The 17,132-nt window shown below is 72.0% G+C and carries 15 protein-coding genes; 13 read left to right on the top strand and 2 right to left on the bottom strand.

Annotation, left to right across the window (positions count from 1 at the left end; translation table 11 throughout):
• Positions 1-18 precede the first annotated feature (18 nt).
• The 6 genes from OG897_RS01600 to OG897_RS01575 all read left to right on the top strand — a co-directional run bounded on the left by OG897_RS01600 (position 19) and on the right by OG897_RS01575 (position 9,034).
• Entirely contained in the window at positions 19-1,845 is a 1,827-nt protein-coding gene (locus tag OG897_RS01600) for an acyl-CoA dehydrogenase (protein ID WP_266652108.1), read from the top strand.
• A gap of 99 nt (positions 1,846-1,944) precedes the next feature.
• The gene (locus tag OG897_RS01595; protein ID WP_266652107.1) at positions 1,945-2,664 is read left to right on the top strand and encodes a hypothetical protein; all 720 of its coding nucleotides are present in this window, start codon (positions 1,945-1,947) and stop codon (positions 2,662-2,664) included.
• A gap of 281 nt (positions 2,665-2,945) precedes the next feature.
• Positions 2,946-4,262, top strand: coding sequence for a M18 family aminopeptidase (locus tag OG897_RS01590; protein ID WP_266652106.1), 1,317 nt, complete (start codon positions 2,946-2,948; stop codon positions 4,260-4,262).
• A 191-nt stretch (positions 4,263-4,453) separates the two neighbouring features.
• Positions 4,454-4,681 (top strand): DUF6458 family protein, encoded by a 228-nt coding sequence (locus tag OG897_RS01585; RefSeq protein ID WP_266652105.1) that lies wholly within the window; start codon positions 4,454-4,456, stop codon positions 4,679-4,681.
• A gap of 148 nt (positions 4,682-4,829) precedes the next feature.
• Positions 4,830-8,108, top strand: a complete 3,279-nt coding sequence (locus OG897_RS01580) for a BTAD domain-containing putative transcriptional regulator (protein WP_266652104.1) — start codon at positions 4,830-4,832, stop codon at positions 8,106-8,108.
• 338 nt (positions 8,109-8,446) lie between these two features.
• Positions 8,447-9,034: a DUF4232 domain-containing protein gene (locus OG897_RS01575; RefSeq protein WP_266652102.1), complete on the top strand. Its 588-nt coding sequence runs from the start codon at positions 8,447-8,449 to the stop codon at positions 9,032-9,034.
• Between the two features lie 35 nt (positions 9,035-9,069).
• Here the strand turns inward: OG897_RS01575 and OG897_RS01570 are convergent, their stop codons facing one another.
• The gene (locus OG897_RS01570) at positions 9,070-10,893 is read right to left on the bottom strand and encodes an NHL domain-containing thioredoxin family protein (protein ID WP_266652100.1); all 1,824 of its coding nucleotides are present in this window, start codon (positions 10,891-10,893) and stop codon (positions 9,070-9,072) included.
• Positions 10,894-11,046: 153 nt separating this feature from the next.
• Between OG897_RS01570 and OG897_RS01565 the strand changes: the two genes are divergently transcribed.
• From OG897_RS01565 to OG897_RS01540, 6 genes are all read left to right on the top strand, one after another.
• On the top strand, positions 11,047-11,619 hold the full coding sequence (locus tag OG897_RS01565; RefSeq protein WP_266652098.1) for a YlcI/YnfO family protein: 573 nt from the start codon (positions 11,047-11,049) through the stop codon (positions 11,617-11,619).
• A gap of 127 nt (positions 11,620-11,746) precedes the next feature.
• Positions 11,747-12,643: a DUF4097 family beta strand repeat-containing protein gene (locus OG897_RS01560; protein WP_266652096.1), complete on the top strand. Its 897-nt coding sequence runs from the start codon at positions 11,747-11,749 to the stop codon at positions 12,641-12,643.
• Between the two features lie 143 nt (positions 12,644-12,786).
• On the top strand, positions 12,787-13,275 hold the full coding sequence (locus tag OG897_RS01555) for a GNAT family N-acetyltransferase (protein WP_266652094.1): 489 nt from the start codon (positions 12,787-12,789) through the stop codon (positions 13,273-13,275).
• 167 nt (positions 13,276-13,442) lie between these two features.
• A complete protein-coding gene (locus tag OG897_RS01550; protein WP_266652092.1) occupies positions 13,443-13,934 on the top strand; it encodes a GNAT family N-acetyltransferase in 492 nt (163 codons plus the stop codon).
• A gap of 88 nt (positions 13,935-14,022) precedes the next feature.
• A complete protein-coding gene (locus tag OG897_RS01545; RefSeq protein ID WP_266652090.1) occupies positions 14,023-14,643 on the top strand; it encodes an NADPH-dependent F420 reductase in 621 nt (206 codons plus the stop codon).
• Positions 14,644-14,674: 31 nt separating this feature from the next.
• Positions 14,675-15,169, top strand: a complete 495-nt coding sequence (locus OG897_RS01540) for an LURP-one-related/scramblase family protein (protein WP_266652088.1) — start codon at positions 14,675-14,677, stop codon at positions 15,167-15,169.
• Between the two features lie 86 nt (positions 15,170-15,255).
• Here the strand turns inward: OG897_RS01540 and OG897_RS01535 are convergent, their stop codons facing one another.
• Positions 15,256-16,050, bottom strand: a complete 795-nt coding sequence (locus OG897_RS01535) for a carbon-nitrogen family hydrolase (protein ID WP_266652086.1) — start codon at positions 16,048-16,050, stop codon at positions 15,256-15,258.
• 201 nt (positions 16,051-16,251) lie between these two features.
• Here OG897_RS01535 and OG897_RS01530 point away from each other — a divergent pair, with 201 nt between their 5' ends.
• Complete coding sequence (locus OG897_RS01530) at positions 16,252-17,082, top strand: maleylpyruvate isomerase family mycothiol-dependent enzyme (protein WP_266652084.1); 831 nt, start codon at positions 16,252-16,254, stop codon at positions 17,080-17,082.
• Positions 17,083-17,132: the final 50 nt, after the last annotated feature.

Raw genomic sequence — 17,132 nt, 5'->3', positions numbered from 1 at the left:
TCTTACGGAGCCGTCGCCATGGGGCACTACAAGTCGAACCTCCGGGACATCGAGTTCAACCTCTTCGAGGTGCTCGGCCGCGACAAGCTGTACGGCACCGGCCCGTTCGCGGAGATGGACGTCGAGACCGCCAAGAGCATCCTGGACGAGCTGCGCCGCCTCGCCGAGAACGAGCTGGCCGCCTCCTTCGAGGACGCCGACCGCAACCCGCCGGTCTTCGACCCGGCGACGAACACCGCGCCCGTCCCGGCGTCCTTCAAGAAGAGCTACCAGGCGTTCATGGACTCCGAGTACTGGCGTCTCGGCCTGCCCGAGGAGATCGGCGGCACGACCTCCCCGCGCTCCCTGATCTGGGCGTACGCGGAGCTGCTGCTCGGCGCGAACCCGGCGGTCTGGATGTACTCCTCGGGCCCGGCCTTCGCCGGAATCCTCTACACCGAGGGCAACGAGGCGCAGAAGAAGGTCGCGCAGATCGCCGTCGAGAAGCAGTGGGGCTCGACCATGGTCCTCACCGAGCCGGACGCCGGTTCGGACGTCGGCGCGGGCCGTACGAAGGCCATCCAGCAGGAGGACGGCTCCTGGCACATCGAGGGCGTGAAGCGCTTCATCACGTCCGGTGAGCACGACATGTCGGAGAACATCCTCCACTACGTCCTCGCCCGCCCGGAGGGGGCGGGACCCGGCACCAAGGGCCTCTCCCTCTTCCTGGTGCCCAAGTACAACTTCGACTGGGAGACCGGCGAGCTGGGCGAGCGCAACGGCGCCTACGCCACGAACGTCGAGCACAAGATGGGCCTCAAGGCGTCCAACACGTGCGAGATGACGTTCGGCGACCAGCACCCCGCCAAGGGCTGGCTGATCGGCGACAAGCACGACGGCATCCGCCAGATGTTCATGATCATCGAGTTCGCCCGGATGATGGTCGGCACGAAGGCCATCGCCACGCTCTCCACGGGCTACCTCAACGCCCTGGAGTACGCCAAGGAGCGCGTGCAGGGCCCGGACCTGGCCCAGTTCATGGACAAGACGGCCCCCAAGGTCACCATCACCCACCACCCCGACGTGCGCCGCTCCCTCATGACGCAGAAGGCGTACGCGGAGGGCATGCGCGCCCTGGTTCTGCACACCGCGTGCGTCCAGGACACCATCGCGGTGAAGGAGGCGGCGGGCGAGGACGCTTCGGCGGACATCGCGCTGAACGACCTGCTCCTCCCGATCGTCAAGGGCTACGGCTCCGAGAAGTCGTACGAGCAGCTCGCCCAGTCCCTCCAGACCTTCGGCGGCTCCGGGTACCTCCAGGAGTACCCGATCGAGCAGTACATCCGCGACGCCAAGATCGACACCCTGTACGAGGGCACGACCGCGATCCAGGGCCAGGACTTCTTCTTCCGGAAGATCGTCCGTAACCAGGGTGCGGCGCTGAACCAGCTCGCCGAGGAGATCAAGAAGTTCCTCGCGGTGGGCACGGGCGGCGAGGACCTCGCCGGGGCGCGCGAGCAGCTCGCGAAGGCGGCCGTGGACCTGGAGGCCATCGTCGGCGCCATGCTGACGGACCTCGCGGGCACCGAGCAGGACGTGAAGTCCATCTACAAGGTGGGCCTGAACACGACCCGCCTCCTGATGGCGTCCGGCGACGTGGTCGTCGGCTACCTCCTGCTGCGCGGCGCGGCCGTGGCCCAGGAGAAGCTGGCGACGGCCTCCGCCAAGGACCGTGCCTTCTACACGGGCAAGATCGCCGCTGCGAAGTTCTTCGCAGCGAACGTGCTGCCGGGTGTGGGCGTGGAGCGGGCGAAGGCCGAGTCGGTCGACAACGAGCTGATGGAGCTGGACGAGGCGGCGTTCTAGTCCCTCATCAGTACCCGGGCGGGCCGGACATGTTTCACGTGAAACATGTCCGGCCCGCTTTCCGTCGTGGTGTCAGTGGTGCGTGCGACGCTTGGTGACATGGCTGGACAGGAACAACAGGGCGGCAAGGGGTACTCGGTCCCGGCAGGGCTCCCGTACGCGCTCAAGGAGCTGCACAGCAGGCTGGGCTCCGCGAGCGACCTGGTGAAGGAGCTGTACGACGGCGCGCACCCCGCCGAGTACGAGCCCGTGGCGGACTCTCTGTACGGGGCGTACCGCACGGCTTCCGAGCTGGCCCCGGCCCGCAACGTCACCGGGTGCAAGGAGCACCCCGACGGCGCAGTGGACCCGATGGTGCCGGACGGGTGGGGCCGCTGCCTGATCTGCAATCACCGACGGCGGCTCACGGAGCGGGGGGCGCCGACTCCTGCGGAGGACACCCCGCGGCTGCCGGAGCGGGATGGGCGGCAGGCCACGCTCGCCATGCTGAACGAGCAGTTCGCGCTGGTCAACGAGCGGTCGTTCAATCTGGGGACGGCCTCCCGGCCGGAGGAGTTCGCGGCGCTGGCGGAAGTGCTGCACCGCGCCTTCGTGCTGGCCCGCGAGCTTTCGCGCCCCCGGAACTCCTCGGGGTGCTCGGTGCACCCGGGGGCGCCGGTGGACCCGGACGCGCCGCCGGGGGAGGAGTGCATGTTCTGCGCAGGCCGCCGCAGGCAGGCCCAGCGCACCCCGGGCACCCCCCAGATGCTCCCGCGAGTCCCTCGGGGCGAGCGGAGAATGCCCTTGCGCCGCCGCTTCGAAAGGCCCCCGGGTCTGTAGGCCAGCTCCGCCCTGGCCCCCTTGGGCGGCGGGGCCGCCCCCCGGGGGCGAGTGGGGGCATCCCCTGCTCGAACGAAGTTGAGAGCTTGGGGAAGGGCGGGCAAGGGGGCGGACCCCTCGCTCCCGCCCCGCCCTCGCCGCCGCACGCCCCAGCCCGGTGCCGCCGTACCTCTCCGCAGGGGCCCCGCCCGCCCCCGACACCACTGGCCCCCTCCGAGGGCCCCGCCCGCCCAGGCACCGCGCCACGCCAAGCCGCCCCACCCCCTGGTTACGCTGAGCGTATGAGCACCGCAGCCCGCACCACCCCCCGCTTCGACCGGGGCCACACCGACGACCTGATGTCCTTCCTCGCGGCGGGCCCGTCCCCGTACCACGCCGTGGCCTCCGCCGCCGAGCGGCTGGAGAAGGTCGGCTTCCGCCAGGTCGCCGAGACCGACGCCTGGGACGGAAGCCAGGGCGGCAAGTACGTCCTGCGCGGCGGCGCGATCATCGCCTGGTACGTGCCGGAGGGCACCCAGCCGCACACCCCCTTCCGCATCGTCGGCGCACACACCGACTCCCCGAACCTCCGGGTGAAGCCGCTGCCCGACACCGGCAACGAGGGCTGGCGGCAGGTCGCCGTCGAGATCTACGGCGGCACCCTGCTCAACACCTGGCTCGACCGGGACCTCGGCCTCGCCGGTCGCCTCACCCTGCGCGACGGCTCGTACCGTCTGGTCAACATCGACCGCCCCCTCCTGCGCGTCCCGCAGCTCGCCATCCACCTCGACCGCCAGGTCAACGAGGGCATGAAGCTGGACAAGCAGCGCCACATGCAGCCCATCTGGGGCCTCGGCGAGGTGCACGAGGGCGACCTCATCGCGTACGTGGCCGAGGAGGCCGGACTCGACCCCGAGGACGTCACCGGCTGGGACCTCATGCCGCACGCCGTGGAGGCCCCCGCCTACCTCGGCCGCGACGAGGAACTGCTCGCCGGGCCGCGCATGGACAACCTGATCTCGGTGCACGCGGGCGTCGCCGCCCTGGCCGCCGTCGCCACCGACGACGCGTCGGGCGAGGCGAAGCTCCCGTACATCCCGGTGCTCGCCGCCTTCGACCACGAGGAGAACGGCTCGCAGTCCGACACCGGCGCGGACGGCCCGCTGCTCGGCAACGTCCTGGAGCGCTCCGTCTTCGCGCGCGGCGGCACGTCGGAGGACAAGGCCCGTGCCCTCGCCGGCTCGATCTGCCTGTCCTCCGACACGGGTCACGCGGTGCACCCGAACTACGCGGAGCGCCACGACCCGACGCACCACCCGCGTGCCAACGGCGGCCCCATCCTCAAGGTCAACGTGAACCAGCGGTACGCCACCGACGGTTCGGGCCGGGCGGTGTTCACGGCCGCGTGCGAGAAGGCCGGGGTGCCGTGGCAGCACTTCGTGTCGAACAACGCGATGCCGTGCGGCACGACGATCGGGCCGATCACCGCCGCCCGGCACGGCATCCAGACCGTCGACATCGGCGTCGCGATCCTCTCCATGCACAGCGCACGCGAGCTGTGCGGGGCCGAGGACCCGTACCACCTCGCGAACGCGCTGGCCGCGTTCCTGGAGGGCTGACCGCCTTCTTGGAGGGCCGACCGAAGCCGAGCCGCAGGCCGAAGCTGAGGGTCGGACTCCGCCTCCGCGCATGGCCGTTCCGGGCCCGGGTACCCGCCCCGTACAACGAGGCCCGAACGAGAGTCGGTTGGTTCAGACCCTCGAACGGACCCGGAACGATCGTGAACAATCGCACTCGGAGGCGAGCTGACATGGGACTGGGCGGCTGCATCGTCCTCGTCGCGGTGGGGGCCATCCTGACCTTCGCCACGGACTGGGAGCTCGAAAGCGTCAACCTCGACCTGGTCGGGATCATCATGATGCTGGTCGGCATCATCGGAATCGTGGTCTTCACCAGCATCCTCAAGCGGCGTCGCAGCATGGGCGTCCCGCCCGCGGGCGGCGGTGTGGTCGAGGAGCGCTACCGCCACTACGAGTAGGACCCGTCTCCGGGCCGGGGCCCGGAACCCTGCTTTTGCGCCTCACCCTGCCCGAAGAACCCCTCTGGCCTGCGGTGCCTCCCCGGTAAGCTGACCCTTTGTCCGCCGCCCGGCACGGGAGCGGACGACAGCGCCAAGGGGGCTCCCAGTGGAATTCCGGTTGCTCGGATCGGTTTCCGTCGCGACCGAGGCCGGTGAACTGCCCCTCGGCCCGGCCAAGCGGCGCAGCGTCCTGGCCACCCTCCTGCTCCGCCCCAACACGGCGGTCCCCGTCGACCAGCTCATCGACTCCCTCTGGGACGAGGCCCCGCCCGCCCACGCGCGCACGGTCGTCCAGGGCCACGTCTCGCGCCTGCGCGCACTCCTGGGCGACGGCGAAGCCGCGGCGTACGGGGTGGAGCTCGCCACCCAGGGACGGGCGTACGTCCTCCAGATGTCGGAATCCCTCCTGGACGCCTACCGCTTCGAGGAGCTCGTCGTCCTCGCCCGCCGCCAACGCCAGGCGGCCGACGCGGTGCTGATGTTCCGGGAGGCGCTCTCCCTGTGGCGCGGCCCCGCCCTCACCGGAACGGTCTCCTCCGAACCGCTGCTCGCCGCAGCGCACGCGCTGGAGGAGACCCGCCTGGTCACGGTCGAGGACCTGGCCGACGCGTACAGCGAACTCGGCGAACACAGCCGGGCCGCCGCCGTGCTGCGCACCGAGGCGGTCGCCCACCCCATGCGTGAGTCCCTTTCGGCGGCCCTGATGCTCGCGCTCTACCGGGCCGGACGCCAGTCCGACGCGCTCGACTGGTTCCACCGCACACGCCGCATGCTCGCCGACGAACTGGGCGTCGACCCCGGCCACGCCCTCCAGTCCGCGTACGGATCCATCCTCCAGGGCGAACCCCTGGACCACCCGGGCCCCTACGACCCCCTCGACGACCCCAAGGGCGCGATGCCGGGCCGCATCACGGACTTCGGAGCCTTCCCGGACGACTCCCAGGACGACCCGCCCCACCCGGGCCGGATCACCAGCGTCGTCCACCGCGTCACCCCCACCCCCACCCCCACCACCTCACAAACACCCGACACCCCCGCCACCCCCCAAACCCCCGACCCCACCGCCAGCCCGCAGACGCCCGACCCCGCCAGCCCGCGGACGCCCAACCCCACCGCCAGCCCGCTGACGCCCAACCCCACCGTCGGCCCGCAGACGCCCGATCCCGCCAGCCCGTGGACGCCCGATCCCGCCAGCCCGTGGGCGCGGGTTCCGCCAGGGGCGGAACGGGCGGGCACGGGCGGACCGGTCTCGCCGCCGGTCGGCCCCGACTCCCCCCGTCCCGCCCCGCTCCCGCCCCACCCCTCCGACGGGGCCCAGCCGACCTCCGTACCGCCCGCCTTCTCCGCAGGAGCCCCGCACACCCCCGACACCCTGCGCAGCCCGGTCGGCCCCGCCAGCTCGACCGGCCCCGTAGGCCCCGTAGGCCCCGTAGGCACGACCACCGCCCCCGACCTCCTCCCCCGCCACCCCCGCGGCTTCCTCGCCCGCACCCCCTCCCTCACCGCTCTCGACCACCTTGCCGCCACCCACCACGACTCCCCGATCGCCCTCATCACCGGCCCGCCCGGCGTCGGCAAGACGGCCCTCGCCCTGCACTGGGCCCACCGCCACCGCGATGACTTCCCCGACGGCAGCCTCTTCGCCGACCTGCACGGCTTCGACCAGCTCGGCGAGCCCGAACCCCACGACCTCATCCGGGAGTTCCTGCTCGCCCTCGGCGTCGGCAGGCGCGCCCTGCCAGAGACCCCGGCCACCGCCGCCGCGCTCTACCGCCGCCTCACCACGGGCCGCAAGCTCCTCGTCGTACTCGACAACGCCCGCAGCTCCGAGCAGGTCCGGCCCCTTCTCCCCGCAGGCGACGACTGCCTCACCCTCGTGACCAGCAGGAACCGCCTCGGCGGGCTGATCGCGGGCGACCTGGCCCGGCCCGTCCCGCTGGACGTCCTCGGCGCGGAGGACTCCGTCGCCCTGCTCGCCACCGTCCTCGGCGAGCACCGCACAGCCGCCGAACCCGAGGCCGCCCGCGCTCTCGCCGCCCGCTGCGACGGCCTCCCCCTCGCCCTGCGCATCACGGCCGCCCGCCTCGCCACCCTCCCCGGCCGCTCCCTCGCCGAGCACGCCGACGAACTCACCGACGAGCGCGGCCGGCTGGGCCTGCTCGCCGTCGAGGACCAAGGCGTCGAGGCGGAACTGAGTCTCAGCGTGCAGCAATTGGACGCCTCCGCCCAGCGCGTCTTCCGGGGGCTCGGCGCCCACACAGGACCCACCGTCGACCGGTACGCCGCCGCCGCTCTCGCCGACATGTCCGTCGCCGAAGCCGCCGCCGCACTCGACCAGCTCTCCGCCGCCCACCTCGTACAGGAGTCGGGCCACGGCCGGTACGCGCTCCACGACCTCGTACGCCTCTTCGCCCGCACCACCGCCGACGACCCGGACGCCCTGCCCCGCCTCCTCGACTACTACGTGTGCGCCGAGCTGTCCGCGAACGCCGTCGCGGAGCCCGGCAGCCGCCCCTGCTGCTCGCTCCCCGACGACGTACGAAAGCCGTCCGCGACCCGTGAGTTCACCGACCGGGCCGAGGTCATCGAGTGGTACGCCGTCGAGCGCGAGGCCCTCGCCGGGGCGCTGGCGGCGGCCAGGACCGCCGGGCTCGACGACCGGGCGTGGCGGCTCGCGATCCTCCAGTGGCCCTACGTCCTGGGTCGGGCCCGCGACGGGTGGACCCCGATGCTCCGCACCGCACTGGAGGCAGCCGTCGCCCTCGACGCCCCCGAAGGAGAGTCCCGGGTGCGGACACTGCTGGGCTGGGTGCTGGTCGAGGAGGAGCGCACCGAAGAGGCCCATCCGCACCTGGAGCTGGCCCCCGTGCTGGCCGCCAAGGCGGGTGACCCGGTGGACGAGGCGATCGGCTGGATCAACCTGTCGCTGGCCCAGCGGCGGCGCGGCGAGCCCGACGCCGCGCACGAGGGGTGTGTACGGGCGGTGGAGTTGGCCCGGCAGGCCGAAGACGTACAGACCGAGCTCCTGGCCCTGCTGTCCCTGGCCGAACTCTGCCTCCAGACGCACGACCCGGCAGCCGCCCTGCGGTACGCCGACGAGGGTCTGTCGCTGGGGCACGGCGGCATCGGGCTGATGCGCCACCTGCTGCTCAGGACCGCGCGGGGCGAGGCGCTGACCCTGCTCGGGCGGACGGACGAGGGGCGGGAAACGCTGCGGGACGTGGCGGACACGGCCGAGCGGGCGGACTATCACGAGGGCTCGTGCCGGGCACTGACCGTACTGCTGAAGATCACCGAGGACGGCGACGCGTACGAGGCGTACCGGGCGCGGTACGCGCGCGCGGCGGCCGCGCTGGCGGCGGAGACGGGCCCCGACCACCCGTAGAACGCAGGTACGGGCCACCGGAATGCGGCCGCCTCGTTCCACGTCACCGCAGGTCAGGGCCAGTTCGTACGGGAGCAGCGGCTGCCGGGGGACGTACGACAGCGGAACGTTAGCGGCGCAATAACGACGGCCGCCAGGCTCATGCCGAGGGGGACGCGGCACGCGGGTGTGCCGCGCGGGACAACCGGGTCGCTCACGGCATCCAGGTCGCTCGCGACAGCCCGGTCGCTCGCGCGGGCCAACCGGGCTCCACTCCCGCTCGTTAGCCCAGGGGGGCCTCTTCGATGCGCCGACGCGACCGTCGTGACCACAGCCGTGACCGACGCGGCCGTGACCGTATGAGCGTGGCCGTGGTCGCGGTGGCCGTCCTGGGGGTCGGCGGGTGCTCGGGAGGGGACGACGGCGCACCCGCCGGGCAGGCGGTCGGCCCGGCTTCCGCGACCGAGGGCCCGGGAACCGTGGAGGGGCTGGACGACTGCGTGACCGACGGGGTGGCGTTCCGGGTGGAGGTGCCGGAGTCGCCGCGCGGCGACAGGGCGGGATTCCGGGTCGCGAAGGTGGTCGCCACCGGCACCGGCACACGCCCGTGCCTCCTGGACCGCGCACCGTACGTCCACGTCAGGATCGCCCCGAGCGGTGCCTCGATCACCGTGAACCGCCCGGAGCCCCGCTCGTCCCGCGTCGTCCTGAAACCCGGCGGCGAGGCCGCCGCGCCCTTGTACTACACCGTCGTCGTGCCGAAGGGCGGCCGGGCCGGGGCCGGGTGCGGGCCCGCCGCCGACGGCACCGCGACGGTCGCGCTCGCGGAGGGGCCGGTGTCGCACTCGGCCCCGATCGGCAGGCCGGGCGGGCGCGGCCCCGCCCGGCTGGTGCTCTGCCCCGACCAGGCGGAGGTCGGCGGCTTCCGCGCGCTGCCGGGGCACTGACCGTACGAACTGTCCAGGCGCTAGGAGTCCAGGCGCTACGAGTCCAGGCCCGCCAGCACCAGCGCCAGCCGCGACTCGCCGCCCTCGGCGACGCGGACCGGGACGCCCCAGTCCTGCTGGTGGACGTGGCAGGCCGGGTACTCGTTCGCCGGGTCGTCGTCGCAGGAGGCGGCCATCGCGGAGACGTGCAGCACGCCCTCCGTGACGTCCGGGTTCAGCAGGATCTCGCGTGCCAGGTCGGTGCCGGTGCCCTCCCCCTCGGCGATCAGCTCGGGCGGGGTCGCCGAGACCAGCAGCCGCGTCGAGGGCCCGTACCGGGTGTCCAGCTTCTGGCCGCTCGGCGCCTGGAAGACCACGTCCAGCCGGAGCGTGCCCGGCGCGACGTCGGTCGCCGCCCGCTGCGTGCGGTGCGCCACTGCTTCCACCCGTACCGCCTCGTCCGGGAGCCGCAGCCGGGTCAGCCGGTGGCGGGCGGACTCCACGACGACGATGTCGTCCCCGACGAGCACGGCGTCACTCGGCTCGCGCAGGTCCGTGGCGAGGGTGGTGACCCGGCCGCTCGCGGGTTCGTAACGGCGCAGGGCGTGGTTGTAGGTGTCGCTGAGCGCGACCGAGCCGTCGGGCAGCGCGGTGACGCCCAACGGATGCTGGAGCAGTGCCTGCCCGGCATCGCCGTCGCGGTGGCCGAAGTCGAAGAGGCCCGTGCCGACGGCGGTGTGGACGACGTCCTCGGTGTCCACCCAGCGCAACGCGGACGTCTCGGAGTCGGCGACCCACAGGCGGTCCTCGGTGGCCGCGAGCCCGGACGGCTGGGCGAACCACGCCTCGGCGACCGGGCCGTCGACCAGACCTTCGTTCGTCGTCCCCGCGGCGACGCGGACGGTGCCCGCCTCCGGGTCGTACGCCCAGAGCTGGTGCACGCCCGCCATGGCGATCCACAGCTCGCCGCGCCACCAGGCGACGTCCCAGGGGGAGGAGAGCGACACGTCGAGGGCGGGGCCGTTCGTCGGCTCGCCCTGCCACCACTGCTTTCCGGTGCCCGCGAGGACGGTGACCTCGCCGGTCCCCGCGTCGTACGCCTTGAGCTGGTGGTTGACGGTGTCGGCGACGATCACGCGGCCGTCGGGGAGGAGCGCGAGGCCCTGCGGCTCGTTGAAGCCGCCGTCTCCGCCGTCGATGCGGCGCAGGACGCTCTCGCCGTCGGGGGCGAGCTCCACGAGCTGGTCGCGGGTGGTGTCCGAGACGAGGAGGTTGCCGCTGTCCGGCAGGAGGAGCACCTTGCCGGGGAAGCGGAGGTCGCTGGCGACGGGCTCCGGCTCGACGTACGGGCCGTCGCCGCGCCGCAACGTGCCCTTCGCCTCGTGCTCGGCCTCCAGCTCGGTGACCAGGCGCTCGATGGCATGTGCGTGGCCCTCGCCCGCGTGCTGGGCGACGACGTATCCCTCGGGGTCGACGACGACGAGGGTCGGCCAGGCGCGGACCGCGTACTGCTTCCAGGTGGCCAGCTCGGGGTCGTCGAGGACGGGGTGGTGCACCTGGTAGCGCTCGGTGGCGTCGACGACGGCCTGGTGCTCGGCCTCGTGCACGAACTTCGGCGAGTGCACGCCGATGATGACGGTGGTGTCGCTGTGCCGCTGCTCCAGCTCGCGCAACTCGTCCAGGACGTGCAGGCAGTTGATGCAGCAGAAGGTCCAGAAGTCGAGGATGACGATGCGTCCACGCAGGTCGGCGAGGGTCAGCTCCTTGCCGCCCGTGTTCAGCCAGCCGCCCTTGCCGACGAGCTCAGGGGCTCGGACGCGGGCGCGTGAACGGGGAGGGACAGGGGTCGCGGCGGGCTCGGCGGCATCAGCGGCAGTCATGGGACAAGGGTGCCACCGCCGGACGAACGCGCGGTCACAGCCGCGTGAAGGCGGGCCCGGACGACTGCGTGAAGGCCCCGCCACGGCGGCACGGGGCAGGGGTGAGCCAGGCCCAGCCTTGCTGTGGCACCAGGGTGAAGCCATCATGGCGTCATGGATCTCACCCCGTACGTCGACACCCTCCGCCGCGAACTCGCGGCGGCCGCCGAGGCCGGGGGCGACGAAGCCCGTGTCCTCGCCGAGCGGCTCACCGCTCCGCTGGAGTCGGCCGCCCGCCTCGCCCTGCTGAACGTCCTGTCGGACGCGATGGGCGAGGTCACCCGCGAACTGGCCCCCGGCTCGGTGGACGTACGGCTGCGGGGGCTCGACCCCTCGTTCGTGGTGACCCCGGCGCCGGGCGGGGCGGAGTTCGGCTGGCAGTCCGACGCCGACAGGCACGGCGGGCCCGGGGCTTCGTCCGCGCCGTCCGCTCCTCCGGTGCCGCCCGCCGCCCCGGCCGACGCCGACGAGGGCGGCACATCGCGCATCAACCTCCGGCTGCCCACCCACCTCAAGACCCGGGCCGAGGAGGCGGCGAGCCGCGAGGGCCTGTCGCTCAACGCCTGGCTGGTCCGGGCGGTCGGCGCGGCCGTCGACCCCTCCGCGGGCAGCCCCGGACCCGGCCGGAGCCCGCGGGAGCAGAGCGCGGGCCGCGGCAGGCAGAGCTTCACGGGGTGGGTCCGGTAGGGCCGGATCACCTGTGCGCGGGAGCGACCGCATGCACGGGATCGACCGCATGCACGGGATCGACCGCGCTCGCGCGAACGACCGCGCTCGCGGGACCGACCACCAGAGCCAAGAGGACGGGACAGCCATGCCGCCGAAAACCAGCGCCACCAACCAGCCGCACGTCCACCACTTCGACACCGCCGCGCCGGTCGCCGCCAACGTGTTCGTCGAAGTCGGCACGGCCAGGATCACCGCCACCGACCGGACCGACAGCGTCGTGACCGTACGCCCCAGCGACGACACCAACGCATCGGACCTGAAGGCCGCCTCCCTGACCCGCGTGGAGTACGCGCACGGCGCCCTGCGGGTGCGCGGCCCGAAGACCCGCAGCCTGTTCGGCAAGTCGCCCTCGATCTCCGTGGAGGTCGAACTCCCCACGGACTCACGCCTCGAAGGCAAGGGCTCCGTCAGCGACTTCGACTGCCTCGGCCCTCTCTCCGAGGTACGGATCAGGACGTCGGTCGGTGAACTCCGCGTCGCCCACGCGGGCTCCGTCGACCTCAACACCTCGCACGGCAGCGTCTCCGCCGAGCACGTCGAGGGCGACGCGGACGTCACCACCGGCTCCGGCGAGATCCGTCTCGGCCGGGTCGGCGGCACCTGCGACGTCAAGAACTCCAACGGCAGCACCCGCATCGGCGACGTGCTCGGCGCCCTGACCCTGCGTATCGCCAACGGCGAGGTGGCGGTCGCCCGCGCCCTCTCCTCGGTCACCGCGCGCAGCGCCAACGGCAGCGTCCGCATCGACGAGGTCGTCCGGGACAAGGTCACGGTCGAGACCTCGGCGGGCAACATCGAAATCGGGATCCGCGAGGGCTCGGCTGCATGGCTGGACGTCACATCGCGGGTGGGCAGGGTCTATACGGACCTGGAGGACTCGGCCGGCCCCGGCGACGCCGCCGAAGCGGTCGAGGTCCGGGCGCACACCAGCGTGGGCAGCATCACGGTCCGCCGCGCCCCCTCGCGCGGGGGCGACGCGTAGGAGCCCCGCCCGGCTCCCGTGCCCTGCGGAAATCCCTTGTCGGCCGTGCCGCCGCTCTGCGAAGGTTCGGTCGGCCGGGGCCCACGGGCGTCGGTCAGCCTCTCGTACCGCATCCCGTGTACCGCGTCCCGCCAGGAGCCACCTTGACCGTCATACCCGACCTGATCACCGACCGTCTCCTCCTCCGCACCTGGACGCCCGAGGAGGTGGCCACGGTGGTCAGTGGGAAGCGCCTCCCGCACTGGGTGGAGGACTTCCCCAACAAGGTCGACAAGATCCGGTCCGCGCTCTTCGAGAAACACCCCAGTTGGTACGGCACGCACGGCCACCGGCAGATCATCGAGCGGAAGAGCGGTCAGGTCGTCGGCGGTACGGGCCTGTTCACGCCGCAGCCGGACGGTACGGCGGAATTCGGGTACGGGATCGCACCCTCCCGCCAGCGCCGGGGCTACGCCACGGAGGCGGCCCGCGCTCTGGTCGCACACGGGCTCACCTCCCCGGACATCGAGATCGTCTTCGCCAAGGTGTCCCTCGACAACCCGGCCTCGATCCGCGTCCTGGAGAAGACGGGCCTCGTCCCTTGGCCCGACCTGGAGCTGGAACCGGGCCTGACCGCGTTCCGCACCCCCTGATCCCCATCCTGAATGTTTCACGTGAAACACGCTCCGCCGAGCCTCGACGTTTCACGTGAAACATGCACCGCCGGGACTCGACGTTCCACGTGAAACATCACGGTCCGCCCCGAACCCGCGCTGAAATCACGTGACTTCGAGCCCACTCCCACACCTACGCTGCCCGCATGCCCGAACTCCAGCTCCTGCGCGCCGATCACGCCCCCGCCCTCCTCGCCTTCGAGTGCGAGAACCGGGACTTCTTCGCCGCCTCCCTACCCGACCGAGGCGACGCGTACTTCGCCGAGTTCGACACCCGCCACCAGGCCCTCCTCGACGAACAGGCCGCCGGAACCATCGCTTTCCACGTCCTCGTGGACGAGACGACCGGCGAGATCCTCGGCCGCTTCAACCTCATCGACATCGCCGACGGCACCGCCGAACTCGGCTACCGCCTCGCCGAGAAGGCCACCGGCCAGGGCCACGCCACTACCGCCGTCCGCGACCTGTGCACCCTCGCCGACACCCGCTACGGCCTGCACACCGTGCATGCGGAGACCACCCTCGACAACGCCGCTTCCCGCGGCGTCCTGGCTCGTACGGGCTTCGTTCCCACCGGCACGAAGGACTTCGGCGGACTCCCCGGCATCACATACGCACGGCACAGCGAGGCGGCCTGAACAGGTCGACCGGACTACGGCGAAAGGTCCAGCGCCCCCGGCCCTTGCGACCGATGCCCACCCGGTCGGCCGCGCCTAGGTTCGCCGTATGCGCATAGGAATCCTCGGAACGGGAAATGTGGCACGGGCCGTAGCAACTGGCCTGTCCCGCGCAGGACATGACGTGGTACTGGGTTCACGCACCCCGGACGAACGGAAGGACCTCGACCACACCGTCGTCGGCCTCGCGGAAGCCGCTTCGCACGGTGACTTACTCGTCAACGCGACCCCCGGGGCGGGGTCCGTCCCCCTCCTCCACCGGATCGGTGCCGACGCCCTCGCGGGCAAGGTGCTGCTGGACATCGCGATCGGATTCCGGGAGGACTGGACGCTCGACCACCCGGTGGCGAGCCTCGGGGAGCTGATCCAGGAGGAGTTCCCGCGGACACACGTCGTGAAGTCGCTCTGCACGATGGACTCGACGGCGATGACCGCCCCCGAGGCCCTCGAAGGAGCGAGCAACGTGTTCCTGTCGGGCGAGGGCCCGGCCGCGAAGGCAGCCGTCGGGCGGCTGCTCGTCGACCTCGGCTGGCCGGAGTCCTCCCACCTCGACCTCGGCGGGATACGGACCGCGCGCGGCCAGGAGCACTACGCGCTGCTGTTCATCGCGATCGCCACCAGCACCGGCGACTTCGGCTTCAACATCAAGGTCGTACGGCCGCGCACGTGACTCCGGTGCGGGGACGGGTATCCGTCATGGCATGAAATACCTCGTACGCGACAAGCTCTTCGCCATCGGTGACGACTACTGGATCGAGGACGAGCACGGGCGGCACGCCTTCCTCGTCGACGGCAAGGCGCTCCGGCTCCGGGACACCCTGGAGATCAAGGACCCGCACGGCCGGGTGCTGATCACCCTCAAGGAGAAGATGCTCAGCTGGCGGGACGCCATGACGCTGGAGCGGGACGGGGAGAGCCTCGCGACCGTCAGGAAGAAGCGCCTGTCGCTGATCCGCAACCACTACCGGGTGACACTGAACGAAGGCACCGAGCTGGACGTCAGCGGGCGCGTGCTGGACCGGGAGTTCGCCGTGGAGTACGACGGCGAACTCCTGGCGCACATCTCCCGCAAGTGGTTCCGGATGCGGGAGACGTACGCGGTCAACGTCGTACGGGAGGACGCGGATGCGGCCCTGCTCATCGCCGTCGCGGTGTGCGTGATCCGAATGGCGGAGAAGGAGCGGGACGACGACTGACCCGCGGCACCTCCCGGACGGCCCGGGAACGTCCTGACCCGCCGACCACCGCCTGCCGCAGAGCCGTCACTCGCCCGAGAGGCAGCTCAACGGCGCGGCGCGGCAAGCCCCAGAAGCCGGTCCTTCAGGGCCGGGAACTGCTCCCTGGTGGCCGCGGGCCGCTCCGGGTCCAGCTCCACGGTCAGCACCTCTTCACCGGGTCCCGCCTCGGCCAGCACCTCGCCCCACGGGTCGACCACGATGCTGTACCCGGCCTGCTCGACGCCGCCGTGCGTGCCCGCGGTGCCGCAGGCCAGGACGTACGCCTGGTTCTCGACGGCACGGGCGCGGGCCAGCAGCGTCCAGTGCCCACGCCGACGGGCGGGCCAGCCCGCGGGGATCACGAAGGTGGTGGCCCCGGCGTCGACGAGCCCCCGGAACAGCTCGGGGAAGCGCAGGTCGTAACAGGTCGCCAGGCCCAGGTGCAGATCGGGAGTGCGTACGGAGACCAGCTCGCCGCCCGGGGCCATCAGAGCGGCCTCGCCCTCGTCGAAGCCGAACCGGTGGATCTTCCGGTACGCGGCGGCGAGTTCACCGTCAGGGGAGAAGACGAGCGAGGTGTTGAAGAGAGGGCCCTCAGGGTCACGCTCCACGAACGAACCGGCGTGCAGCCAGACCCCGGCGTCCCGCGCGGCCTTCGCCATCACCTCGTACGTGGGGCCCTCCAGCGGCTCCGCCTCCTCGGCGAAACTCTCGTACGCCCACGCACCCGTCGGCCAGAGCTCGGGCAGCACCACGAGGTCGCTGTCCTGCTGCGCCCTCACCAGTGAAGCGACCCTCTCCCGACGGGAATTGACCGATTCATCGTTATTTACGTCGATCTGGAGCAGAGAGGCGCGCACACTACCACCGTCCTGGCATTCAAGCCGTCAACACGGGCCTACGATCGTCACACGAAAGCACTGCCGGGGTGCCTCCGGGCAGCGTAACTTAGCGTCCAAGGCCGCCACCCAGAACGCACCAGACCGCACCTGCCCGCACGCACGCACGGCAACCCAGCCGCACCGTCCGCGCCGCCGCCACTGAACCGCCCGAGGGGTCCCGTGACCGTCCACCATCCCGCCCTGCAGACCTACGCCGACGCCTGGACCCACTCCATAGAGGCGATATCCGAGCTGGTGAAGCCGCTCGTCGAGGGCGAGTGGAACCGCCGCACCCCGTGCCCGCGCTGGTCCGTGCGCGACCTCGTCTCCCATGTCATCGGCATGGAGTGCGAGATGCTGGGCGACCCCCGCCCGATCCACACGCTGCCCAGCGACCTGACCCACCTGACGTCCGACCTGGCCCGCTACATAGAGGTCCAGGTCGACGTCCGCCGCCACCACACGGCGCCCGAGATGACCTCGGAGCTGGAGTACACGATCATCCGCCGCAACCGGCAGATGCGGAACGAGACCCGCTCCCCCGACACCGTGATCCGCTCTCCCCTCGGCGGGCGCGAGCAGACCATCGAACTCGCCCTGCGGATGCGTGCGTTCGACCTGTGGGTGCACGAACAGGACCTGCGCACCACCTTCCACCAGCCAGGCAACCTGGACTCCCCGGGCGCCTACGTCACCCGTGACCTGCTGCTGCAGTCGCTGCCGAAGGTCGTCGCCAAGGAAGCCGGAGCGCCCCCGAACTCGGCGGTCGTCTTCGACGTGCACGGCCCGGTCGAGTTCCTGCGCACGGTCCGCATCGACGCTCAGGGCCACGGCACCATCGACGGAACCCCCTCGCTCGGCCCGCTCGTGACGATCGCCCTGGACTGGGAGACCTACTACCGGCTCGCCTGCGGTCGCGTGCGGTACGGCTCGGTGGCCGACCTGATCAAGATCGAGGGCGACGAGGACCTGGCCGAAGCGATCCTGCGGAACTTCGCGGTCACGCCGTAGCGACGCCCGCAGCAACGGGCGTGACGACGTTTCACGTGAAACGTTCGCGC

The organism is Streptomyces sp. NBC_00237, from assembly GCF_026342435.1.
In the GTDB taxonomy this organism is placed as follows: Bacteria; Actinomycetota; Actinomycetes; order Streptomycetales; family Streptomycetaceae; genus Streptomyces.
Note: the sequence above shows the minus strand (reverse complement) of the source record. Positions and strands in the feature narration are given on the sequence as shown.

Bases quoted from the DNA above. Each gene is read 5' to 3' on its own strand.
- OG897_RS01545 (WP_266652090.1), top strand. From the start codon at position 14,023: ATGCGCATAGGAATCCTCGGAACGGGAAATGTGGCACGGGCCGTAGCA.
- OG897_RS01560 (WP_266652096.1), top strand. From the start codon at position 11,747: ATGCCGCCGAAAACCAGCGCCACCAACCAGCCGCACGTCCACCACTTC.
- OG897_RS01550 (WP_266652092.1), top strand. From the start codon at position 13,443: ATGCCCGAACTCCAGCTCCTGCGCGCCGATCACGCCCCCGCCCTCCTC.
- OG897_RS01540 (WP_266652088.1), top strand. From the start codon at position 14,675: ATGAAATACCTCGTACGCGACAAGCTCTTCGCCATCGGTGACGACTAC.
- OG897_RS01570 (WP_266652100.1), bottom strand. From the start codon at position 10,893: ATGACTGCCGCTGATGCCGCCGAGCCCGCCGCGACCCCTGTCCCTCCC.
- OG897_RS01575 (WP_266652102.1), top strand. From the start codon at position 8,447: ATGAGCGTGGCCGTGGTCGCGGTGGCCGTCCTGGGGGTCGGCGGGTGC.
- OG897_RS01565 (WP_266652098.1), top strand. From the start codon at position 11,047: ATGGATCTCACCCCGTACGTCGACACCCTCCGCCGCGAACTCGCGGCG.
- OG897_RS01595 (WP_266652107.1), top strand. From the start codon at position 1,945: ATGGCTGGACAGGAACAACAGGGCGGCAAGGGGTACTCGGTCCCGGCA.
- OG897_RS01600 (WP_266652108.1), top strand. From the start codon at position 19: ATGGGGCACTACAAGTCGAACCTCCGGGACATCGAGTTCAACCTCTTC.
- OG897_RS01590 (WP_266652106.1), top strand. From the start codon at position 2,946: ATGAGCACCGCAGCCCGCACCACCCCCCGCTTCGACCGGGGCCACACC.
- OG897_RS01585 (WP_266652105.1), top strand. From the start codon at position 4,454: ATGGGACTGGGCGGCTGCATCGTCCTCGTCGCGGTGGGGGCCATCCTG.